Annotated in this window: 22 protein-coding genes; 2 read left to right on the forward strand and 20 right to left on the reverse strand. The window is 72.3% G+C overall.

Annotated features, from left to right (window positions below):
• Positions 1–80: 80 nt before the first annotated feature.
• From ACLQ2W_RS09815 to ACLQ2W_RS09825, 3 genes are all read right to left on the reverse strand, one after another.
• The gene (locus tag ACLQ2W_RS09815) at positions 81–809 is read right to left on the reverse strand and encodes a DedA family protein (RefSeq protein WP_425786154.1); all 729 of its coding nucleotides are present in this window, start codon (positions 807–809) and stop codon (positions 81–83) included.
• An 81-nt stretch (positions 810–890) separates the two neighbouring features.
• Positions 891–1583, reverse strand: a complete 693-nt coding sequence (locus ACLQ2W_RS09820; protein WP_425786155.1) for a response regulator — start codon at positions 1581–1583, stop codon at positions 891–893.
• Positions 1580–2752 carry a sensor histidine kinase gene (locus tag ACLQ2W_RS09825; protein ID WP_425786156.1) on the reverse strand — a complete coding sequence of 391 codons (1173 nt, stop codon included), beginning with the start codon at positions 2750–2752 and terminating at the stop codon, positions 1580–1582. The genes ACLQ2W_RS09820 and ACLQ2W_RS09825 overlap by 4 nt, the downstream gene beginning before the upstream one ends.
• A gap of 129 nt (positions 2753–2881) precedes the next feature.
• On the opposite strand from ACLQ2W_RS09825, the gene ACLQ2W_RS09830 reads away from it, so the two are divergent.
• Complete coding sequence (locus ACLQ2W_RS09830; protein ID WP_425786157.1) at positions 2882–3475, forward strand: class I SAM-dependent methyltransferase; 594 nt, start codon at positions 2882–2884, stop codon at positions 3473–3475.
• 43 nt (positions 3476–3518) lie between these two features.
• On the opposite strand, the gene ACLQ2W_RS09835 is transcribed toward ACLQ2W_RS09830, so the two are convergent.
• The 13 genes from ACLQ2W_RS09835 to ACLQ2W_RS09895 all read right to left on the reverse strand — a co-directional run bounded on the left by ACLQ2W_RS09835 (position 3519) and on the right by ACLQ2W_RS09895 (position 14151).
• Entirely contained in the window at positions 3519–4073 is a 555-nt protein-coding gene (locus ACLQ2W_RS09835) for a hypothetical protein (RefSeq protein ID WP_425786158.1), read from the reverse strand.
• 408 nt (positions 4074–4481) lie between these two features.
• Positions 4482–4937, reverse strand: coding sequence for a DUF2550 domain-containing protein (locus ACLQ2W_RS09840; protein WP_425786159.1), 456 nt, complete (start codon positions 4935–4937; stop codon positions 4482–4484).
• Positions 4938–4949: 12 nt separating this feature from the next.
• Positions 4950–5228: a F0F1 ATP synthase subunit epsilon gene (locus tag ACLQ2W_RS09845; protein WP_047893558.1), complete on the reverse strand. Its 279-nt coding sequence runs from the start codon at positions 5226–5228 to the stop codon at positions 4950–4952.
• A gap of 108 nt (positions 5229–5336) precedes the next feature.
• A complete protein-coding gene (locus ACLQ2W_RS09850) occupies positions 5337–6479 on the reverse strand; it encodes an LCP family protein (RefSeq protein ID WP_425786160.1) in 1143 nt (380 codons plus the stop codon).
• A gap of 215 nt (positions 6480–6694) precedes the next feature.
• Positions 6695–8140, reverse strand: a complete 1446-nt coding sequence (gene atpD / locus ACLQ2W_RS09855; protein WP_405090987.1) for a F0F1 ATP synthase subunit beta — start codon at positions 8138–8140, stop codon at positions 6695–6697.
• The gene (locus ACLQ2W_RS09860) at positions 8140–9069 is read right to left on the reverse strand and encodes a F0F1 ATP synthase subunit gamma (RefSeq protein WP_405090988.1); all 930 of its coding nucleotides are present in this window, start codon (positions 9067–9069) and stop codon (positions 8140–8142) included. The genes atpD and ACLQ2W_RS09860 overlap by 1 nt, the downstream gene beginning before the upstream one ends.
• 4 nt (positions 9070–9073) lie before the next feature.
• Complete coding sequence (gene atpA / locus ACLQ2W_RS09865) at positions 9074–10726, reverse strand: F0F1 ATP synthase subunit alpha (RefSeq protein WP_405090989.1); 1653 nt, start codon at positions 10724–10726, stop codon at positions 9074–9076.
• Positions 10727–10811: 85 nt separating this feature from the next.
• Positions 10812–11633, reverse strand: coding sequence for a F0F1 ATP synthase subunit delta (locus tag ACLQ2W_RS09870; RefSeq protein WP_425786161.1), 822 nt, complete (start codon positions 11631–11633; stop codon positions 10812–10814).
• Complete coding sequence (locus tag ACLQ2W_RS09875; protein ID WP_107156993.1) at positions 11633–12172, reverse strand: F0F1 ATP synthase subunit B; 540 nt, start codon at positions 12170–12172, stop codon at positions 11633–11635. The genes ACLQ2W_RS09870 and ACLQ2W_RS09875 overlap by 1 nt, the downstream gene beginning before the upstream one ends.
• 28 nt (positions 12173–12200) lie before the next feature.
• A complete protein-coding gene (locus ACLQ2W_RS09880) occupies positions 12201–12428 on the reverse strand; it encodes an ATP synthase F0 subunit C (RefSeq protein WP_091422600.1) in 228 nt (75 codons plus the stop codon).
• A gap of 70 nt (positions 12429–12498) precedes the next feature.
• Positions 12499–13296 carry a F0F1 ATP synthase subunit A gene (gene atpB / locus ACLQ2W_RS09885; protein ID WP_281937609.1) on the reverse strand — a complete coding sequence of 266 codons (798 nt, stop codon included), beginning with the start codon at positions 13294–13296 and terminating at the stop codon, positions 12499–12501.
• Between the two features lie 11 nt (positions 13297–13307).
• Positions 13308–13544: an AtpZ/AtpI family protein gene (locus ACLQ2W_RS09890; RefSeq protein WP_107157102.1), complete on the reverse strand. Its 237-nt coding sequence runs from the start codon at positions 13542–13544 to the stop codon at positions 13308–13310.
• A 175-nt stretch (positions 13545–13719) separates the two neighbouring features.
• Entirely contained in the window at positions 13720–14151 is a 432-nt protein-coding gene (locus ACLQ2W_RS09895) for a hypothetical protein (protein ID WP_425786162.1), read from the reverse strand.
• Between the two features lie 87 nt (positions 14152–14238).
• On the opposite strand from ACLQ2W_RS09895, the gene ACLQ2W_RS09900 reads away from it, so the two are divergent.
• Positions 14239–15705 carry an SDR family oxidoreductase gene (locus ACLQ2W_RS09900; RefSeq protein ID WP_425786163.1) on the forward strand — a complete coding sequence of 489 codons (1467 nt, stop codon included), beginning with the start codon at positions 14239–14241 and terminating at the stop codon, positions 15703–15705.
• Positions 15706–15829: 124 nt separating this feature from the next.
• On the opposite strand, the gene ACLQ2W_RS09905 is transcribed toward ACLQ2W_RS09900, so the two are convergent.
• From ACLQ2W_RS09905 to prmC, 4 genes are all read right to left on the reverse strand, one after another.
• Entirely contained in the window at positions 15830–17941 is a 2112-nt protein-coding gene (locus ACLQ2W_RS09905; RefSeq protein ID WP_425786164.1) for a transglycosylase domain-containing protein, read from the reverse strand.
• 112 nt (positions 17942–18053) lie between these two features.
• The gene (locus ACLQ2W_RS09910) at positions 18054–18665 is read right to left on the reverse strand and encodes a phosphotyrosine protein phosphatase (RefSeq protein ID WP_425786165.1); all 612 of its coding nucleotides are present in this window, start codon (positions 18663–18665) and stop codon (positions 18054–18056) included.
• Positions 18666–19310 carry an L-threonylcarbamoyladenylate synthase gene (locus ACLQ2W_RS09915; protein WP_281937619.1) on the reverse strand — a complete coding sequence of 215 codons (645 nt, stop codon included), beginning with the start codon at positions 19308–19310 and terminating at the stop codon, positions 18666–18668.
• A complete protein-coding gene (gene prmC, locus ACLQ2W_RS09920; protein ID WP_425786473.1) occupies positions 19310–20200 on the reverse strand; it encodes a peptide chain release factor N(5)-glutamine methyltransferase in 891 nt (296 codons plus the stop codon). Before prmC ends, ACLQ2W_RS09915 begins: the two co-directional genes overlap by 1 nt.
• Positions 20201–20320: the final 120 nt, after the last annotated feature.

Below are 20320 nucleotides of genomic sequence, written 5' to 3' on the forward strand. Positions count from 1 at the left end.
CCACGCGCAGGCCCGCATACCCGACCTGACGGCAGCCAGTCGTACCCGGTGACCGGATTCCGGCGGAGCGGCCGGCCGGGTCAGCAGCGGTCGACCGCGCCCCGCCGGACGGGCGCGGTCCGGCCCGCCCCCGGCCGGCGGGAACCCGGCCGGCGGCGGGTGCCGCCCGCCCGCGCCGACACCGGCCCGGAGCAGGCGCGGCGGGCCGCGCGCCGTCGGCGTACCCGCAGACGCCGGAACGCCACCGCGAGCGCGACCGCCACCACCACCGCCACCCCGGCGGCGGCCGGGAGACCGGCCGGCAGTCCGCCGGCCGCCCAGCCCACCAGCACGGTGCCGGGCACCCAGACGACGACCGCCAGGCCGTCGAAGAGCACGAACCGGCGGTACGGCAGTCCGGCCGCCCCGGCCACCCGGGGCACCAGCGTGCGGACGAACGCGGTCCAGCGACCCAGCAGCACCGCGGTCCCGCCCCGGGCGGCGACCAGCGCCTCGGCCCGCCGCCAGCGAGGTTCCCCCACCCACCGGCCGACCGGCCCACCACGCAGGCGGGGGCCGAGCAGCCGCCCCTCCAGATAGCCGAGCTGGTCCCCGGCGAACGCGGCGGTGGTGGTCACCGCCAGCGCGGCGCCCAGGTCGACGCGGCCGGCACGGGCCAGCAGGCCGACCGTCAGCATGGTGGTCGCGGCCGGCAGCACCAACCCGGCCAGCAGCCCCACCTCGCCGGCGAGCACCGCCGCCGCGACCAGCAGAAGAAGGCCCGGCGGCAGGGTGTCGAGCCGGTCCACCAGGGAATCCAGGAAGGTCATGCCTACCAGCGTCGCCGCGGCGTCGGCCGGTGAAGTCCTGCCCGCGGCCGGGGCGGGTCCTCCGGGTGGCCGGTCGTGGCCCTAGGGTCCACCCGGATCCGGCACCGGGTTGAACCCGTCGTCGACCAGACCGAGCCGGTGCGCCACCACCGCGGCCTGCACCCGGTTCCGCAGTTCCAGCTTCTCCATCGCGGCCGAGACGTGCGTCTTCACCGTGGTCACGCCGAGGTGCAGCCGGGCGGCGATCTCCGCGTTCGACAGTCCCGCCCCGACCAGCGCCAGCACCTCCCGCTCCCGCGGGCTGAGCAGGCCCAGCCCCGCGACGGCCGGATCGGGGGTACGGTCGCGGTCGTGCGCGGCGAGCGCGCGGCGCAGCACCCGCGCCAGCACCGGCGGGGCGAGCAGCGGCTCACCCTGGGCGGCCCGCCGCACCGCGTCGACCAGTTCCTCCGGGGCGCCGTCCTTCACCAGGTACCCCTGCGCGCCCGCGCCGAGCGCCCCGTAGACGTTCGCGTCGTCCGCGAACGTGGTCAGCACCAGCACCCGGGCCGCCGGCTGCTGCCGCAGGATCCGCCGGGTCGCCTCGATGCCGTCGAGCCGGGGCATCCGCAGGTCCATCAGGATGACGTCCGGCCGTAGCCGCTCGGCGAGCCGGACCGCCTCGTGGCCGTCGCCGGCCTCGCCCACCACCTCGAAGCCCCCGGCCGTCCGCAGCACCAGGCCCACCCCGGCCCGGACCAGCGCCTGGTCGTCGACCACCAACACTCTGATCATTCGTTCTCCCTGATCGGCAGCCGTACCCGGACCCGCCAGCCGCCACCCTCCGTGCCACCCGCGACGAGCGTCCCACCGAGCAGGCCCACCCGCTCCCGCATGCCCCGCAGCCCGTGCCCCGAGGCCGGCAACCGGGGGCCCGGACGCGCCGGGCCGCTGTCCCACACCTCGATCAGCAACGCGCCACCGGTCACCTGGACGTCGACCGAGACGACCGCGCCCGGCCCGGCGTGCTTCAGGCTGTTGGTCAGCGCCTCCTGCACCACCCGGGCCGCGGTCGTGCCTCCCACCAGCGGCATGTGCAGCACCTCGGGCATCCGTACCTGCACCGCCAGGCCGGCCTCCCGCACCCGGCGGGCCGCGTCCCGGATCACCTGCGCCGGATCGACGGACGTCTCGGCCGGCGCCACCGCGTCCGGGTCACGGAGCACCTCCAGCAGTTCCCGCAGCTCGTCCAGCACCTGACCGGCGGTGTCCCGCAGCTCGTCGAGCGCCAACACCGCCTCGTCGGGGCGGCCGGTGTGCTGTACCGCGTACCGGGCGGCGCCGGCCCGCAGCGCGATCGCCGCGACGTGGTGCGCGACGATGTCGTGCAGGTCCCGGGCGATCGCGGTGCGCTCGGTCAGCCGGACCATCCGGGTCTCCGTCGCCCGCCGCTCCTCCGCCTCCCGGGCCCGTTCCTCGGCCGCGCGGGCGGCCTGGCGCACGCCGCTGAGGTAGCGGCCGAAAGCCACCGGCGCGGCGGCGATCCCGGCCAGCATCACCAGCCGCAACACGCCGACACCGCCGCGGAGGACCTCCGCGTTGCCCGGGTCGATCACGTTGACCAGCGTCACGGTCAGCAGCAGCGCGTACCCGGCGGCCGTGGCCGGCCAGCTCGACCGGTACGCGACGTAGCCCAACGCGACCGCGGCGGCGAACTGGGCGGTGTCCGCGCCGGTCACCGTCACCGCGTCGGCCACCACCAGCAACGCCGACGTGGCGAGCAGCACCGGCCACGGCCAGCGCCGGACGCCCACCAGGACCAGGCCGGTGAGCACCGCGAAGACCCCCGCCCAGGCCTCGCGCGGAATGCCGGGGATGACGATCCGGGTGCTGATCAACCCCAGCGCGGCCGTGCCGAGCCCGAGCAGCAGCTCGGGCCACCAGCTCCACCGCCTGCCCCCCATGCGGCCACCATACGGAGCCGGACGCGGCGGCCGGCCCTTCCACCGGCCGGTGCCCCTCCTCCGACTGGCCGGTGTGCCGGCCCGCCGCACGAGACCCGGGCGGCGTCCACGCGCCTACCGTCGGTCGGCGTGATCAGCGACGCCCCCACCTTCCTCGGCCAGTTCGCCCGGCACCCGTTCGCCACCGGCGCGGTGTTGCCCAGCGGGTCGGTCCTCGCCCGGGACATCACCGCCGCCGTGCCCCGCAACGGGCATCCGCTGGTGGTGGAGCTGGGCCCCGGCACCGGCGCCTTCACCCGGGCCATCCAGCAGCGGCTGGCCGGACGCGGCCAGCACCTGGCGGTCGAACTGAACCCGAGCTTCGCCGCCGCGCTGGCCCGTCGTCACGCCGCCGTCGAGGTGGTACGCGCCGACGCCGCCACCCTCGACCGGGTGTTGACCGAGCGGCACCTGCCCGCCGCCGACGTGGTGGTGAGCGGGCTGCCCTGGGCGGCCTTCGGCGCCGGGCGGCAACTGGCCGTTCTCGACGCGGTGCGGGCGGCGCTGCGGCCGAGCGGCGTGTTCACCACGTTCGCGTACCGGCACGCGCTCGCGACCCGGCCCGCCCGCCGCTTCCGGCACCTGCTGACCAGGGCGTTCGAGGAGGTGACGATCGGGCGGACGGTCTGGGCGAACCTGCCACCGGCCCTGGTCTACCACTGCCGTCGACCGGTGAGCCGCTGAAGGCCGGCACCCCTGTCCGGGGTGCCGGCCTTCACGCTCGGTCTTACTTGGTCCAGTGCTGGTTGACCAGGTCGGTGGCCTGCTTCTCCCACTGCGCGTACGCATCCGGGTAGGCGGACACCTGCACGGTCTGGGCGGCCTTGGTCACCGGCATGTCCTGCCACCCGTCGACCTGCTTCAACCCCTTCAGGAACGCCAGGGTCGAGTACTCGGGATCGGTGATCTGCTCCGGGGTGCCCCACCCACTGGAGGGGCGCTGCTGGAACAGGCCCAGCGAGTCGTGGTCATTCTTGTCGCCGAGGTGGCCCAGGTTCTCCAGCTTCGACTCCTGCAACGCCGTCGCGATCGAGACCACCGCCGCCCGCTCGGGCAGGCCAGCCTTCTTCGTCGCGGCGATGATCGCCTTGACGTTGGCCGTCTGCTCGTCGTTGAGGTTGATCGTCGACTGCTCACCCTGCACACTCGCCACCGCAACCGGCTTGCTGGCGGTGGCGGCATGCGCGGACTCGACGTGACCGGCGATCGGACCGGCGAACACACCACCGGTGAAGGCCAGACCAGCAATACCCAGAACGCTCTTACGCAGCATCGTGTTCATGGTGGGGGCTCCATTCGGGGGTCAACGCACCGGGGGAGGTGCGGGCACCGTCAGGCGCTCAAGAAAAGTTCTGGCTGCTCGCGGGGCGGGGGCCTCGACGCGGGCGCCGGAAGACTGTGCAACGACCGGGGCCCCACCGTCATTCCCAGGGGACTGGCGGGGCGCTTGCCTTCCTCGGCCGTGCACCGGGATACAACGCCGCGACCCCCCGACCCATTCCACCGCCAGCGTGCCGCCCACCACCCCGAAACCGGACATCCCACCCCACGCGGGAACGCCCCCGACATCCCGACCGTCGATCTTGCAGTTGTGGTCCGGCCATAACGGCACAAAACCGGCATTACGCGGGCAGCAACTGCAAGATCGGCGCAGTGCAGGGGGGCGGGGACCGGGGACGGGACGGGGGCGTCAGGCGGCGGGCCAGTCCTGGGAGGCCAGACGTGGCGAGGCCGCCCCCGGAGGGGCGGCCTCGAGCCAGGAGAGGAAACCGGTCACCGTGGATCGCGCCATGGCGATCTCGACCGGAGCATGGTCGCTGGTACAGCGCAGGATCACCCAGTCCGCCGGCATGGAGAGGCGCTCCTGCCCCTCGGGCAGTCGGCGGCGCTCCACCGCCAGCCCCTTGCGGGAGAGCACCCGCTTCGGGCGGAGCGCGAAGCTGAACATGCGGTACCAGCGGAGCTGATCGCCGGCGAACCGCCCGAAGCCGGGTGACCAACCACGGCCGTCGAGCATCGTGGTGACCCGGACGCTCAGCCGGATGATTCCCCCACTACGGGTGAACAGGGCCCGCCGGATGAAGAGGATCAGAAGCGCGACGACGACGACCGCGACGCCGATTCCGATCCCTTCCACGATCTCCATCGGCGGGTCGGCTCAGCGGGCCGGAGTGGCCGGGGTGGCGCTCTCGGCGAGGACGGTCACGCCCTCACCGGTGACCGACAGAAAGCCGCCGGCGACGTCGTACGCGACCTGCTGGCCACCGGCCTGCTTGATGCGCACCTGGCTGGGCTCCGCGAGCTGGCCGAGCAGCGGCGCGTGCCCCGGCAGCACACCGAGCTCACCCTCGGTCGTCCGGGCGACGACCATCTCGGCCTCACCGGTCCAGACCTTCTCCTCGACGGCTACGAGCTCGACGTGAAGCTGCTGTGCCACGCTGTCTCCTTGCTGCGGCGGCGGATTGCCGAAAGTCTAGTCGCGCCCCCGGGCGCCACCCAACGCGGGTGGTGAGAGCCGGGCCACGGCACTCCGCACCCGCTCAGGCTACTGGCTCTTCTGCTTGAAGTCGGGGTGCTCCAGCAGGAACGCGTCCAACTGCTCGGCACGCAGGGCGGCGAAGAAGTCGTCGGCCGGCGCGAGGAGCTGTTCGCCCCGGTAGGCGCTGCCGCTCCCGATCGGCCCGCCGGGCAGCTTGATCGTCTCGATGGCGTCGGGACGGATGTCCTTGAGCGCGAGGCCGAAGTCGACGACGCTGTTGCCCCGGCCGTTGAAGACCAGCGACTGCCCGGCGGCCCGCAGCACCCGGTCCAACTTGACCGGGTTGGCCACCACGTCGGCGCTGAACGCCTGGCTCACCATCGCCTTGACGAACTGCTGCTGGTGCCGCTGCCGGCCGTAGTCCGCGTCCGGCACGCCGTTCTTGGGGTAGCGCTGCCGGACGTAGTCCAGCGCCTGCCAGCCCGTGAGGTGGGCGTTGCCCTTCTTGTACCGGGCCTGCGGGCCGAGGTAGCCACCCCCGCCCGGCTTGAGCTGGCGCGGCGTGCCGTCCGGCTGGAGGTGCTCGGACTTCACGTCGCGCTCGATGTACAGGTCGACGCCACCCATGGCGTCCACGATCTTCTTGAACCCGCTGAAGTTGATGATCGCGCCGGCGTCGAAGCGCTTGATGCCGGTGACCTCCTGCACGGTCTTGGCGAGCAGCTCGAAGCCCTGCGCGGCGCTCGGGTTCTTGCCCGGCACGTTGCTGCCGTGCGACATGGCGGCGTTGATCCGGTCGGTGCCGCCGGAGTAGTCGGCCTTCGGGAAGGCCGGGATGTCCACCCGCAGGTCGCGCGGGAGCGAGAAGAGATAGCCCCGGTCCATGCCGGCCGGCACGTGCAGGATCATGATCGAGTCGGAGAGCGGACGGGCCGTCGAGGTGCGGGGGTCGATGCCGACCAGCAGGATGTTGAGCGGGCCCTTGATGTCGCTCTTCTTCTCGGTGGCGCCGGCCGCCTGGTCGCCGAAGAGGTCGCCCTTGCCGACCGCGCCCTCGTAGCGCGCGACGAGGGTGTGGTAGCCCACCAGCACCGAGCCGCTGAGCACCATCATGACGATGCCGAGGATGGTGCTGACCCGGGCCCACCGCGGCACGCCACGCCACATGGACCGCTTGCCCCGGTCCGTGCCGCCCTTACCCACGAGCATCTCCTATCGTCGCGCCCACGAAGAGGAGACGGGCGCAGGGGTCCGTTTCGTTGCAGAGATCAACGACGGTGACGCGAATTCGTGTCACGAACGGTACCGCGCGCTTCGGCGGACCGCTTGCCGGCCAACCGGGCATCTGGTACGGGACCGGTCGTGAACAGGCGAAGGCCGCCCCGACGAGATGTCGGGACGGCCTTCGTGGTGTGAGCGGGCTCTCAGCCCTCCTCACCCATCAGCTCCTCGGCCTTGGCCTTGAGGTCCTCCAGGCCGCCGCACATGAAGAACGCCTGCTCCGGGAAGTGGTCGAACTCCCCCTCGCTGATCCGGCGGAAGGCGTCGATGGTCTCCGCGATCGGGACCGTCGAGCCCGGCACGCCGGTGAACTGCTCGGCCGCGTAGGTGTTCTGCGAGAGGAACCGCTCGATCCGGCGGGCGCGGCCGACGGTGAGCTTGTCCTCCTCGGAGAGCTCCTCGATGCCCAGGATGGCGATGATGTCCTGCAGGTCCTTGTAGCGCTGCAGGATCCGCTTCACCTCGGTGGCGACGGCGAAGTGGTCCTCGCCGACGAACTCCGGGGCGAGGATCCGGGACGAGGACGCCAGCGGGTCCACGGCCGGGTAGATGCCCTTGTCGGAAATCGACCGCTCCAGGTTGGTGGTCGCGTCGAGGTGGGCGAACGTGGTGGCCGGCGCCGGGTCGGTGTAGTCGTCGGCGGGCACGTAGATCGCCTGCATCGAGGTGATGGCCTGGCCCCGGACGGAGGTGATCCGCTCCTGGAGCTCGCCCATCTCGTCGGCCAGGGTCGGCTGGTAACCCACCGCGCTCGGCATGCGGCCGAGCAGCGTGGAGACCTCGGAACCGGCCTGGGTGAAGCGGAAGATGTTGTCGATGAAGAGCAGCACCTCCTGCTTCTTCACGTCGCGGAAGTACTCCGCCATGGTGAGCGCGGAGAGCGCGACCCGCAGCCGGGTGCCCGGCGGCTCGTCCATCTGGCCGTAGACCAGCGCGGTCTTGTCGATGACGCCGGACTCGGTCATCTCGGCGATGAGGTCGTTGCCCTCGCGGGTGCGCTCACCCACGCCGGCGAAGACCGAGGTACCACCGAAGTTCCGGGCCACCCGGGTGATCATCTCCTGGATGAGCACCGTCTTGCCCACGCCGGCGCCGCCGAACAGGCCGATCTTGCCGCCCTTGACGTACGGGGCCAGCAGGTCGATGACCTTGATGCCGGTCTCCAGCATCTCGGTCTTCGGCTCCAGGTCCGCGAAGGCCGGGGCCTTGCGGTGGATGCCCCAGTGGTCGTCCGCCTGGATCGTCTCGCCCTCGGTCAGGTTGAGGCACTCGCCGATCGCGTTGAACACGTGGCCCTTGACCGCGTCGCCCACCGGCACGCTGATCGGCGAGCCGGTGTCCCGGACGTCGGCGCCGCGGACCAGGCCGTCGGTCGGCTGCATGGAGATGGCGCGGACCAGGTTGTCACCCAGGTGCTGGGCGACCTCCAGGGTCAGCGTCTTCTCACCGCCGGAGAGCGTCACGTCGACGTGCAGGGCGTTGAACAGACCCGGCATGGCGTCGCGCGGGAACTCGGCGTCGACGACCGGGCCGATGACCCGGACCACGCGACCCGTGGCCGTCTTGGTCTCCACTGCGGATACAGTCATCACACTTCACTTCCCGACGCGGCCAGCGCGTTCGCGCCGCCGACGATCTCACTGATCTCCTGGGTGATCCCGGCCTGACGGGCCGAGTTCATCTCACGCGTGTACTTCTCGATCATGTCTTCGGCGTTGTCGGTGGCGCTCTTCATCGCCCGCCGACGGGCGGCCGACTCACTCGCCGCCGACTCCAGCAACGCCGCGTAGATGCGCGTGTTGATGTACTTCGGCAGCAGCGCGTCGAGCAGCGACTCCGGCTCCGGCTCGAACTCGTACGCCGGCAGCAGGCCCTCGGACCGCGGCCGGTCCTCGACCTGCATCGGGCCGACGATCCGGGTCACCGGGTTCTGCGTCATCAGGGACTTGAACTCGGTGTACACGATGTGCAGCTCGTCCACGCCGAGGACCCCGTCCGCCCCGGCGTGGCCGTCCGCGTCGTCCGCGCCGGCGGTGAACGCCTTGATCAGCGTGTCACCGACCTCGCGGGCGTCGTCGAACGACGGCTGCTCGGAGAAGCCCGTCCAGCTGGCGGCCATCTCCCGGTTGCGGAACCGGTAGAACGCCACGCCCTTGCGGCCGATGACGTAGAGCACCGGCTCCTTGCCGTCGGCGCGCAGCCGGGCGATCAGCGACTCGGCGGTCCGGATCGCGTTCGAGCTGTACCCGCCGGCCAGACCGCGGTCGGCGGTGACCAGCAGGACGCCCGCCCGCCGCACCCGCTCACGCGGGGTGAGCAGCGGGTGGTCGATCCGCGCGTTGGAGGCCAGCGCCGTCAGCACGCCGGTGATCGCCTCGGCGTACGGCAGCGAGGCCGCCACCTTGGCCTGGGCCTTGGCGATGCGGCTCGTCGCGACGAGCTCCATCGCCTTGGTGATCTTCTTCATCCCCTTGGCGGAACGGATCCGCTGTCGGAGAACGCGTACCTGGGCGGCCATCGGATCAGCTCTCGGCGGGGCGGTCGGTGGTGCCGTCGCGGAAGCGGGTCACCGTCTCGCGGGTCTGCTCGCCCTCCAGCGGCTCGGCCGGGGCCTCGTTGACGCGGACCTCGTCCTCCTTGCCCAGGAAGACCTGCTTGAACTCGGCGATGGCCGAGTCCAGCGAGGCGATGATGTCGTCGCCCCACTTGTTGTCCGCGATCGAGGCCAGCACGCCCTCGTGCTTGTGCCGGAGGTACTGGAGGAACTCCGACTCGAAGCGGCGGACCTCGCCGACCGGGACGTCGTCCAGCTTGCCCTCGGTGCCGGCCCAGACGGAGACGACCTGCTCGTTGACCGGGTACGGCGAGTAGTTCGGCTGCTTGAGCAGCTCGACCAGGCGGGAACCACGGGCGAGCTGGTTCTGCGAGGCGCGGTCCAGGTCGGAGGCGAAGGCGGCGAACGCCTCCAGCTCACGGAACTGGGCCAGGTTGAGCCGCAGCGAGCCGGCGACCTTCTTCATCGGCTTCACCTGCGCGGCGCCGCCGACCCGGGAGACCGAGGTGCCGACGTTGATGGCCGGCCGGACGCCCTGGTTGAACAGGTCGGTCTCGAGGAAGATCTGACCGTCGGTGATCGAGATGACGTTGGTCGGGATGAACGCCGAGATGTCGTTCGCCTTGGTCTCGATGATCGGCAGGCCGGTCATCGAGCCGCCGCCCAGCTCGTCGGAGAGCTTCGCGCAGCGCTCCAGCAGGCGGGAGTGCAGGTAGAAGACGTCACCCGGGTACGCCTCACGGCCCGGCGGGCGGCGCAGCAGCAGCGACACGGCCCGGTACGCCTCGGCCTGCTTGCTCAGGTCGTCGAAGACGATCAGGACGTGCTTGCCGCCGTACATCCAGTGCTGTCCGATGGACGAGCCGGTGTAGGGCGCGAGGTACTTGAAGCCGGCCGGGTCGGAGGCCGGGGAGGCGACGATGGTGGTGTACTCCATCGCGCCCGCCGCCTCCAGCGTCCCCTTGATGGAGGCGATGGTGGAGGCCTTCTGGCCGATCGCGACGTAGATGCAGCGGACCTGCTTCGTCGGGTCGCCGGAGCGCCAGTTGTCCCGCTGGTTGAGGATGGCGTCCAGCGCGACGGTGGTCTTGCCGGTCTTCCGGTCACCGATGATCAGCTGACGCTGGCCACGGCCGACCGGGGTCATCGCGTCGATGGCCTTGATGCCGGTCTGCAGCGGCTCGAAGACGGACTGCCGGGCCATCACGTTCGGGGCCTGGAGCTCCAGCTCGCGGAAGCCCTCGTTGGCGATGTCGCCGATGGCGTCGATCGGCTCGCCGAGCGCGTTGACCACGCGGCCGAGGAACGCGTCACCGACCGGCACGGAGAGCACCCGGCCGGTGCGCTTGACGCGCTGACCCTCTTCGATCCCGCCGAAGTCGCCGAGGACGACGACACCGATCTCGCGCACGTCGAGGTTCAGCGCCACGCCGAGCGTGCCGTCCTCGAACTCCAGGAGCTCGTTGGTCATGGTCGAGGGCAGACCCTCGACGTGGGCGATGCCGTCGCCGGCATCGGCGACGGTGCCGACCTCCTCACGGGAGACGTCGGCCGTGTAGGAGGAGACGTAGCGCTCCAGGGCGCCGCGGATCTCCTCCGTCGAGATGGTCAGCTCGGCCATCCTCTGCTTCCTTAAAGTTCAGGGGCCCGGGATACCAGGTACCGACCGGTCCGATGGCGTCGAAATCAGGGCTGCAAGACGCTGGTCAGCGCTTCGCGAGCGCGTTGCGGGTCTCGTTGAGGCGGCGCAGGACGGTGCCGTCGTACAGGTCGGAGCCGACCCGTACGCGCACCCCGCCGAGCACGTCGGGGTCGACCGTCTGCTTGACGGACACCTCCCGACCGTACATGTCGGAGAGGCGGGCACCGAGGCGTCGCTCCTCCTCCTCGGTCAGCGGGGCCGCCACGGTCACGTACGCGACCTGACGGTCCCGCCGGTCCGCGGCCAGCTCGACCAGCCGGGTGAGCGCGCCGCCGAAGGAGCGACCCCCGAAGCCCGCGAGCGCGGCCTCGACGAGGCGGACGGTGACCGGCCGGGCCTTGCCGTCGAGCAGTTGGCCGGCGAGGCCGGACCGCCGCTCGGCCGGGGCCATCGGGTCGGAGAGCGCGTTGGACAGCTCGGCGGAGCCGGAGACGACCTGCCCGAAGCGGAACAGCTCGTCCTCGACCTCACCCAGCTCGCCGGCCGAGTCGGCGCTCGCCAGGAGCGCCTCCACGCCCAGCCGCTCGACGCCGTCGAGCAGTTCCGACGGGGTCGACCAGCGACCGGCGACCAGCGCGGTGAGCAGGTCGAGCGCCTCCGCGCCGACCTTGCCGCTGAGGATCCCGGTCAGCAGGGCCGTGCGGTCCGCACCGGAGCGGGCCGGGTCGGAGAGCGCCCGGCGCAGCCGCGGCTCGCGCCGCAGCAGGGCGGCGACGGAGAGGATGTCGTCGGCGGTGGAGGCCACCGCCGACGGCTCCGCGCCGCGGACGTACGCGTCGAGGCGTTCGACCCCGGCGGCGTACGACTCCCGGCTGGCGGCCTGCATCAGCGGGCCCCCGTGCTCTCGAGACCGCTCAGGAACCGGTCGACGGTGCCCTTGCGACGTGCCTCGTCGGCCAGCGACTCACCGACGATCTTGCTGGCCAGGTCCACCGCGATGGTGCCCATCTCGGTGCGCAGCTCGCGCACGATGGTGGCCCGCTCGGCCTGGAGCTGCTCCTTGCCGGCGGCGATGACCCGGTCGGACTCCTCGCGCGCCTTGGCGAGGATGTCCTGACGGATGCCCTCGGCGTCGGCCCGGGCGTCGTCCCGGATCCGGGCGGCGTCGGTACGCGCCTCGGCGAGCTGGGCGCGGTACTGCTCGAGCAGCTGGTTCGCCTCGGCCTGGGCGGCCTCGGCGCGCTTGATGCCGCCCTCGATCGCGTCCACCCGGGCCTGGAACGTCTGCTCCATGCGCGGGAAGACGAACTTCATCAGCACGAAGCAGAGGACACCGAAGGCGACCAGCCCGACCACGATCTCCTGCCAGACAGGGATGATCGGGTTGTGGGTCGTCTCACCACCCTCAGCGGCGAGGAAGAACATGGAAAACCTCCCGGTCAGAGGGGTTGGGTCAGCCGGCCCAGATGAAGCCGAACGCGATGCCCAGCAGCGCCAGGGCCTCGATGACGGCGAAGCCGATCCAGACGTACGGAAGGGTCATCCGGGACGACTCCGGCTGGCGGGCGGTCGACTGGATGTAGGCCGAGAAGACCAGGCCCACGCCGATGCCCGGGCCGATGGCCGCGAGACCGTAGCCGATGGCGGCGGTGCTGCCCTCTACCGCGGCGTAGATGTCCATTGGTTGGTTCCTCCTGGTTATCACGCGTGACTCTCACGCGGGACGACAACGGTTGGTGCGAAAGATCGGATCAGTGCTCGTCGGCGAGCGCGCCCTGCACGTAGCTGGCGGTCAGCACCGTGAAGACGTACGCCTGCAGACAGATCACCAGGAACTCGAGGAAGGTCAGTGCGATCGTCATCACCCAGGACAGCACCGAGACCGGCGCGAGCCAGACGTTGGCGCTGAGCATGGCGAAGCCGCCGAGCGTGAAGACCAGCAGGAGCATGTGGCCGGCGAACATGTTCGCGAAGAGACGGACGGCGAGCGAGAACGGCCGGACGAGGAAGGTCGAGAAGAACTCGATCGGGATCAGCAGCGGCAGGATGTACCACGGCGCCGGCGGGATCAGAGAGTTCTTGAAGTACTTCACGAAGCCGTGGTGCCGGATGCCGACGAAGTTGAACATCAGGTAGCTGATCACGGCGAGGATGGCCGGGAACGCGATGTGCGAGTTCGGCGAGATCTGGAAGAACGGCACGATCGCGAAGAAGTTCGTCAGCAGGATGAAGCAGAAGAGGGTGGTGAAGTACGGCGCGAACCGCACCCCCGCGTGCCCGATCATGTCCACCGCGATGTTGTTGCGGACGAAGCCGTAGATCGACTCGGCGAACCACTGCTTCTTGGTGGGGACGAGCTGCGGCTTCCGGTAGCTGACCAGGAAGAAAATGATCAAGATGCCGACGGCGACCCACACCATCGCCGTGATCTTGGTGAACCAGTACGAGTTCTCCGCACCCCAGGGCAGGATGCTGGGCAGGTAGAAGTCCCCCACGCTCGGTGGGAATTCCGCCTGGCCCTGAGCCAGGACGTTCGCCTGTCCGAACACCGCGTCCCTTCCTAAGTAGGCGTGCCCAGCCGGCGGACGACCAGGATGATGCCCCCGGCCATGCCGAGCACGACCCCGATGCCGGTGGCGACGCCGCCGGTATCGAGCCAACGGTCGACCAGCCAGCCGACGAAACCCCAGACGAGCATGCCCCCGATGAGGTATGAGAGCGCGGTCCAACCCTGACCGGCACCGGACGGAACGTCGCCCGAGCCGCCAGCGTTGGGGGGTTTCTGGTCACCGGCCATGACGGGGCGAACGATATCAGCAAGGCAGAAGAGGTTGTGCCTCACCCCCCGCACAACCTGGTTGTGTGGGACACGGGCGGGCGAAGTCGTCTGGAGGCACCGTACTCCTCCCGCGCCACTGAGAGAATGACCGATCGCAGACACTCCGGCGCGTCGCCCGAAGGATGGGACGACGTCAGCGCGCGACCCGTCGCGCGTGGACGGTGGCGAGCCACCAGATGTGCACGCCGGTCCAGATCACCACGCCCGCCGCGAGGCCCAGGCAGAACGGGATCAGCCCGGGCCAGCCGGTGGCGGCGACAAGCACCAGCACGCCGCCGAGCGCGGTCATCTTGGCCACGTAGAGGCCCAGCCCGAACGGCAGCACGAGCTGCGGATCGCGGGCGTCGGCCCAGGCCAGCACCACGGTGGTGAGCGTGTAGCTGGCCGCCGTGACGGCCACCCCGCCGGCAGCGCCGAGCGCGCCGTCCGCGCCGCGCCACACCCCGCCGGCCACCGCCGCCACCGCGGCCAGCACGGCCACCGCGGCCAACAGGACGGGCAGGTGGCGCAGTCGCCACCCACGGTCCGCGACCGCCTCCGCCGCGCGCGTCCCCGACTCAGCCACGGGGGTACGCCGGGAACACCGTGGTCATCTGCCGCTCCCTCGCGTTCTCCACAGCGAAGGAGTCTACGGAGCCGCACACTGGAGCCCGTGAGATGCCTCGTCACCGGTGCCACCGGCTACATCGGCGGGCGCCTCGCGCCCCGCCTCCTGACCGAGGGGCACACCGTGCGCTGCCTGGCCCGCAAGGCCGGGCGGCTGCGCGACGTGCCCTGGGCCGCCGAAGCGGAGATCGTCGAGGGCGACCTGCGCCGGCCGGAGACGCTGCCGGCCGCGTTCGAGGGCGTGGACGTCGCGTACTACCTGGTCCACTCGCTCGGCCAGCGTGGCTTCGAGGCGGCCGACCGGGAGGCGGCGACGAACTTCGCGGAGGCGGCGCGCGCCGCGGGCGTACGCCGGATCGTCTACCTCGGGGGGCCGGAGCCGGCGGGACGGGACGGCCTGCCCTCGGCGCACCTGCGCTCCCGGGCGGAGGTGGCCCACATCCTGCTCGACAGCGGCGTGCCGACCGCGGTGCTGCGAGCCGCGGTGATCATCGGCTCCGGTTCGGCCTCGTTCGAGATGCTGCGCTACCTGACCGAGCGGCTGCCGGCGATGATCACCCCCCGCTGGGTACGCAACCGGATCCAGCCGATCGCGGTCCGGGACGTGCTGCGCTACCTGGCCGCCTGCGCGCAGCTGCCGCCCGAGGTGAACCGTGGCTTCGACATCGCCGGGCCGGACGTGCTGACGTTCGCGCAGATGATGCAGCGCTACGCCCGGGTGGCCGGGCTGCGGCCCCGGATCATCCTGCCGGTGCGCCCGCTCACCCCCGGGCTCTCCTCGCACTGGGTCGGTCTGATCACCCCGGTGCCGAACGCGATCGCCCGGCCGCTGGTGGAGAGCCTGATCCACGAGGCGGTGGCGCACGAGCACGACATCGCCCGGTACGTGCCCGACCCGCCCGACGGGCTGACCGGCTTCGACCAGGCGGTCGACCTGGCGCTGGCCAAGGTGCGCGACGCGGAGGTGGAGACGCGCTGGTCGACCGCGAGCGGGCCGGACGCGCCGGCCGAGCCGCTGCCCTCGGACCCGGACTGGTCCGGCGGCACCGCCTACACCGACCTGCGGGAACAGGAGGTGGGCGCCCCACCGGCGGCGCTGTGGCGGGTCATCGAGGGTGTCGGTGGCGAGCACGGCTGGTACTCGTTCCCGCTGGCCTGGTCCGTGCGCGGCTGGCTGGACCGGCTGGTCGGCGGCGTGGGGCTGCGCCGCGGCCGGCGCGACCCGCACCGGCTCCAGGTCGGCGAGGCGCTGGACTTCTGGCGGGTGGAGGAGATCGTCCCGGGTGAGCTGCTGCGGCTGCGCGCCGAGATGCGGCTGCCCGGCCGGGCCTGGCTGGAGATGCGCGCCGAGCCGGCCGAGGGCGGCCACAGCCGGTACGTCCAGCGCGCCGTCTTCCTCCCGCACGGCCTGCCCGGCCACCTCTACTGGGCCTCGGTCGCCCCGTTCCACGCCGTCGTCTTCGGCGGCATGGCCCGCAACATCGCCCGCAACGCCGAACACCCCACCCCCTGACCACCCTCCCCACCCCACCCACCCCCACTCCCCCAGGGGCCTCTTGCACGGAAAGAGTGGCTGTTCCGGGCCGTTTGGCCACGCTTTCCGTGAAACAGCGCCCGACCGAGGGTGGGGGTGGGGGTCAGTTGCCGGTGCGGGGGCTTGTGTGCTGGAAGGCGACTGACTCGCCCGGGGGGACGAAGTCGCGGACGGGCTGGTCGCGCAGGGCCCAGGCGAGGATGCGGCCGACAGCGGCGATCTGCCGCTTCTGCACACCGCCGCCGACCGCGTCGCGCGGGTCGTCCGGGTTCGCGGCGATGGTGGCCACCGCGAGCTGCGGGGTGAACGCGACCACGGTCTCCGTGGCGTTCCGCTCCGAACTGCCGGTCTTGCCGGCCAACGGGCGGCGCAGACCCGGGGCCAGTTCCTCGGCCGTGCCGCCGGCACACCTGCGGTACATCGACTGGTCGCCCACCGGGCAGCGGCTGGCGTCGGCCGCCGCGCGGGCCACCTCGGTGTCCAGCACCTGCCGGCAGTCGGCGTCCCCGGCGGCCACCCGCCGGCCGGTCGCGTCCGTGATGGAGACGACCGGGGTGGGCCGGCACCAGGTCCCCTCGGCGGCCACCGTGGCGTACGCGTTGGCCAGGTCGAGCGGCGTGGTGGCGGAGACGCCGAGGGTGAACGGTCCCCAGTTCGCCGCCCCGTCCCGGGCCATCTTCGCGTCCTGCGGCGCGCGGAACACGATGCCCAGCCGCTGGGCCATCTCGACCACCCGGTCCGCGCCGACCCGCTCGGTCAGCCAGGCGAAGTAGGTGTTCACCGAGCGGCCGAACGCGTCCCACATGTCACGGTCGCCGTCCATCCAGTACGTGTTGGCGTTCGCCGGGCACCACCGGCCGCCGCAACTGGCCGGGCCACCGGAGACCGGGTACTTCGTGACGTACACCCGGGGGGCGTCGAACTCGGTGTCCAGCGGCAGCCCGGACTCCAGCGCGGCCAGCAGCGCGAACAGCTTGAACGTGGAGCCGGCCTGGTAGCCGGTGATGTCGCCGCCCCCGGCCACGAGCTGGTTGACCGTGTTCGGGTAGTTCTGCTGCCCGGCCGGGTTGTCGCCCACGCCGTAGCCGCGGTTGACCGCCATGGCCAGCACCCGTCCGGTGCCGGGCTGCACCACCGCGGTCGGCGCGGCCCGCGCGATCGTCTCCGGGTAGACCGTCCGTACCTGCTCGCTCGCCTTGGCCTGCACGTCCGGGTCGAGCGAGGAGACGATCGACCAGCCGCCCCGGCGCAGCGTGCGCTGCCGTTCGTCGACGGTCTTGCCGAACGCCGGCTGGGCGTTCCACCACTGGGTGAACCAGTCGCAGAAGAAACCCCAGTCGTTGTGGCCGGCGGGCACCGCGGCGCAGTCGTTCGGGGTGGTGCTGGGCTTGAGGGCCAGTTCGGTGTCCTTGGCCGCGGTCGCCTCCGCCGCGTTCACCCGACCGGTCTCCACCATCCGGTCCAGCACGTACGCCCGGCGGTCCAGCGCCGCCCCGGCGTCGCCGTTGATCGGGTCGTCGTGGTCCGGTGCCCGCACCAGCCCGGCGAGCAGCGCGGCCTGGGCGAGCGTGAGCCGGTCCGGCGTGGTGGAGAAGTAGCGCTTGCTGGCGGCGGCGATGCCGTACGCCCCGGCGCCGAAGTACGCGATGTTCAGGTAGCGCCCGAGGATCTCGTCCTTGCCGACCTGGCGTTCCAGCGTCAGCGCGTACCGCATCTCGCGGATCTTGCGGCCGGCGGTGATCTCGGTGGCGGCGGTCCGCTGCGCCTCGGTCAGCCGGGGGTCACCGGCCAGCGCGTTGCGCACGTACTGCATGGTCAGCGTGGAGGCGCCCTGCCGGGTGCCCTCGGTGCGGTTGGCCGTCAACGCCCGCAGCACGCCCCGCACGTCGACGCCGTGGTGCTCGTAGAAGCGCACGTCCTCGGCGGCCACGATGGCGTCCCGCATCACCGGCGCCACCTCGCCGACCGGCACGTCCACCCGGTCCTCGACGTAGAACGAGGTGATCAGCGTGCGGCCGTCGTTGGCGTACAGGTTGGCGCGTTGCGCCGGCTGCGGCGCCCGGAGCGCCTCCGGCAGCTCGGTGTACGGCATCAGGTTCTTCACGCCCAGCCCGAAGACCAGCGCGGCCGGCAGCGCGGCGGCGGCCAGGGCCAGTCCGGCGAGCACGCCGGCGAGCAGCACGGTGAACAGCTTGTCGAGATGGGCGCGGTTCATCAGCTCTCCCCGCAGGAGCCGGCCGTACGGACCCGTCAAGAATGACCGGATTTGCCGTTTTTGCCGGCCCCTTCGCCGAAATGCGCAGGAAGTTCGCGAGAAAGGATGAACCTCAGGGCAGCAACGCGGCGGCCAGCGGCTGGACCGTCTCCTCGATCTCGTCGGCCACCCGGCTGAAACACTGGTCGCCCCGGCCCCACGGGTCGTCCAGGTCGTCGGTGGACAACGCCGGGTCGCCCCGGCGGGCCGCGTCCGCGGCGGCCACCAGCGCCATCCCCCGGGCGTGCACCGCCTCCGGCGTCGGCCCGGCGGGCGGCAGGGCGGACCGGTCCAGGCCACCCAGCAGCCGACCGAACTCGCCCAGCACGAACGTGCGCCCGGCGGCGTCCGGCCGCAGCGCCACCACGTACTCCTGCTGGTCGGCGGTGGCGGTGAGCACCAGGTCGGCGGCGTCGATCAGATCCGAGCGCAACCGCCGCGCGGCGAACCCGGCCACGTCACCACCGCGCGCGGTCACCTGTCGCGCGGCCGGCGGGTTCATCTCCTCGCCGGCGTGCCAGCCGCCGGTGCCGGCGCTGTGGCTGTGCACCAGCGCGTCCGAGCCGGCCGGGTCGACGTCGAGCCGGGCCAGCCGCTCCCGCACGGCGAGCAGCAGCAGCCGCTCGGCCATCGGCGACCGGCAGATGTTGCCCATGCAGACGTGCAGGACGGTGAAGGGCGGCACTCAGACCCCCCGCTCGTCGAGGAGCTCCGGCGCCACCTCGCGCAGCTTCGCCACCGACACCGCGCCCTGGCGCAGCACCCGCGGCACCTCGCCGGTCAGGTCGACGATGGTGCTCGGCACCGGGTCCACCGCCGGCCCGGCCTCCAGATAGGCCCGGACGCCGTACCCGAGCTGGTCGCGGGCCTCCTCGGCGGTCAGCGCGGCGGGCTGGCCGACCTTGTTGGCCGAGGCGACCGCCATCGGACCGGTCTCCCGCAGCACCTCCAAGGCCACCGGGTGCAGCGGCATCCGCACCGCCACCGTGCCGCTGGTGTCGCCGAGGTCCCAGGCCAGGCTCGGCGAGTGCTCCACCACGATCGTCAACGCGCCCGGCCAGAACGCCTCGACCAGGTCGCGGGCCACCTGGGGCAGCGAGAAGACCAGGCCGTCGAGGGTGTGCCGGGAGCCGATCAGCACCGGCGGCGCCTGCCGGGTGCCACCCTTGGTGTCCGCCAGGGCCTTCACCGCGTACGGCGTGAACGCGTCCGCCCCGATGCCGTAGACCGTGTCGGTCGGCAGGACGACGAGTTCCCCGTTCTTGACGGCCTCGATGGCAGCGGCGATGCCGCGGTCCCGGTCGGCGGGCGACCGACAGTCGTAGAGCATCACGAGGAGTCAGTCTGCCACGCCGCGCCGGGGTCGGCGTGTCGGCCGTCCGCCCGCCGGGACGCGGTCGCCCAGCGGGGCCGCCCGGCCAGGTCCCGGTGCTCCGCCACGTGCTCGTACCGGCCGTCGCCGGCGAGCAGGGCCGGCACCGCCGTGGCGTGCGTGTCGTCGTGCTCGACGCCGATCACCCCGCCCGGACGCAGCAGCGTCGCGGCGCGGGCCACCACCGGCCGGATCACGTCCAGGCCGTCCGCGCCGCCGAACACCGCCTCGTCCGGGTCGTGGCCGGCCACCTCCGGCGGCACGGTCACCGCGCGCGGCACGTACGGCGGGTTGCACAGCAGCACGTCGACGCGGCCGGCCAGCTCCGCCAGCAGCTCCAGGTCGGTGACGTCGGCGACCACCACCTCGACCGGCCGGTCCCCCGCGTCGGCCCGCAGGGCCGCGTTGCGCCGCAGCCAGGCCAGCGCGGCCGGGGAGCGTTCCACCGCCACCACCCGGGCCGCCGGCACCTCCTGGGCGACCGCGAGCGCGATCGCGCCGGAGCCGCTGCACAGGTCGACCACGAGCGGCGCGGCGAGCCGCCGGGCCACCTCGACCCCCCAGCCGGCGAGCAGTTCGGTCTCCGGCCGGGGCACGAACACCCCCGGCCCGACCGCCAGCTCCAGGTGCCGGAAACCGGCCGCGCCGGTGAGGTGCTGCAACGGCTCCCGGGCCACCCGCCGGTCGAGCAGCGCCGCCAGGCGGTCACGTTGGACCGCGGTGAACCCGTCGGCCAGCGCCAGCCGGCCGCGCGGCACCCCCAGCACGTACGCGGCCAACTGCTCGGCCTCCGCCCGCGGCGCCGCCACCCCGGCGGCGGCCAGTGTCCGGGCCGCCCGGGCGATCATCGGCGAGACGCGTTCGCGTTCTGTCCCTTCGGACGGGTGTTGCGGGAGTGTGCTCACGCAATAATCATGAAGCGTCGCGGGTCGCCACACGAGCGGGTGCGTCCGGGCGCACACGTCAGG

The sequence above is a fragment of the Micromonospora sp. DT227 genome, assembly GCF_049841835.1.
GTDB lineage: Bacteria > Actinomycetota > Actinomycetes > Mycobacteriales > Micromonosporaceae > Micromonospora.

Coding starts and splice junctions, on each gene's coding strand:
- ACLQ2W_RS09815 (WP_425786154.1), bottom strand. CDS start 809: ATGACCTTCCTGGATTCCCTGGTGGACCGGCTCGACACCCTGCCGCCG.
- ACLQ2W_RS09820 (WP_425786155.1), bottom strand. CDS start 1,583: ATGATCAGAGTGTTGGTGGTCGACGACCAGGCGCTGGTCCGGGCCGGG.
- ACLQ2W_RS09825 (WP_425786156.1), bottom strand. CDS start 2,752: ATGGGGGGCAGGCGGTGGAGCTGGTGGCCCGAGCTGCTGCTCGGGCTC.
- ACLQ2W_RS09835 (WP_425786158.1), bottom strand. CDS start 4,073: ATGAACACGATGCTGCGTAAGAGCGTTCTGGGTATTGCTGGTCTGGCC.
- ACLQ2W_RS09840 (WP_425786159.1), bottom strand. CDS start 4,937: ATGGAGATCGTGGAAGGGATCGGAATCGGCGTCGCGGTCGTCGTCGTC.
- ACLQ2W_RS09850 (WP_425786160.1), bottom strand. CDS start 6,479: ATGCTCGTGGGTAAGGGCGGCACGGACCGGGGCAAGCGGTCCATGTGG.
- atpD (WP_405090987.1), bottom strand. CDS start 8,140: ATGACTGTATCCGCAGTGGAGACCAAGACGGCCACGGGTCGCGTGGTC.
- ACLQ2W_RS09860 (WP_405090988.1), bottom strand. CDS start 9,069: ATGGCCGCCCAGGTACGCGTTCTCCGACAGCGGATCCGTTCCGCCAAG.
- atpA (WP_405090989.1), bottom strand. CDS start 10,726: ATGGCCGAGCTGACCATCTCGACGGAGGAGATCCGCGGCGCCCTGGAG.
- ACLQ2W_RS09870 (WP_425786161.1), bottom strand. CDS start 11,633: ATGCAGGCCGCCAGCCGGGAGTCGTACGCCGCCGGGGTCGAACGCCTC.
- ACLQ2W_RS09875 (WP_107156993.1), bottom strand. CDS start 12,172: ATGTTCTTCCTCGCCGCTGAGGGTGGTGAGACGACCCACAACCCGATC.
- ACLQ2W_RS09880 (WP_091422600.1), bottom strand. CDS start 12,428: ATGGACATCTACGCCGCGGTAGAGGGCAGCACCGCCGCCATCGGCTAC.
- ACLQ2W_RS09890 (WP_107157102.1), bottom strand. CDS start 13,544: ATGGCCGGTGACCAGAAACCCCCCAACGCTGGCGGCTCGGGCGACGTT.
- ACLQ2W_RS09905 (WP_425786164.1), bottom strand. CDS start 17,941: ATGAACCGCGCCCATCTCGACAAGCTGTTCACCGTGCTGCTCGCCGGC.
- ACLQ2W_RS09915 (WP_281937619.1), bottom strand. CDS start 19,310: ATGCTCTACGACTGTCGGTCGCCCGCCGACCGGGACCGCGGCATCGCC.
- prmC (WP_425786473.1), bottom strand. CDS start 20,200: ATGATCGCCCGGGCGGCCCGGACACTGGCCGCCGCCGGGGTGGCGGCG.